Below are 284 nucleotides of genomic sequence, written 5' to 3'. Positions count from 1 at the left end.
CTGCCTCCCGTAGGAGTCTGGACCGTGTCTCAGTTCCAGTGTGGCTGATCATCCTCTCAAACCAGCTAGGGATCGTTGCCTTGGTGAGCCGTTACCTCACCAACAAGCTAATCCCACTTGGGCCAATCTAAAGGCGAGAGCCGAAGCCCCCTTTGGTCCGTAGACATTATGCGGTATTAGCCATCGTTTCCAATGGTTGTCCCCCACCTCAAGGCATGTTCCCAAGCATTACTCACCCGTCCGCCGCTCGTCATCTTCTAGCAAGCTAGAAATGTTACCGCTCG

At 54.2% G+C, this 284-nt stretch carries 1 rRNA gene; it reads right to left on the bottom strand.

Annotation, left to right across the window (positions count from 1 at the left end):
* Positions 1–284, bottom strand: a 16S ribosomal RNA gene (locus tag C2M36_RS02490); the annotation flags it as partial.

This window comes from Pseudoalteromonas sp. T1lg75 (genome assembly GCF_002964705.1).
Lineage (GTDB): Bacteria > Pseudomonadota > Gammaproteobacteria > Enterobacterales > Alteromonadaceae > Pseudoalteromonas.
Note: the sequence above shows the minus strand (reverse complement) of the source record. Positions and strands in the feature narration are given on the sequence as shown.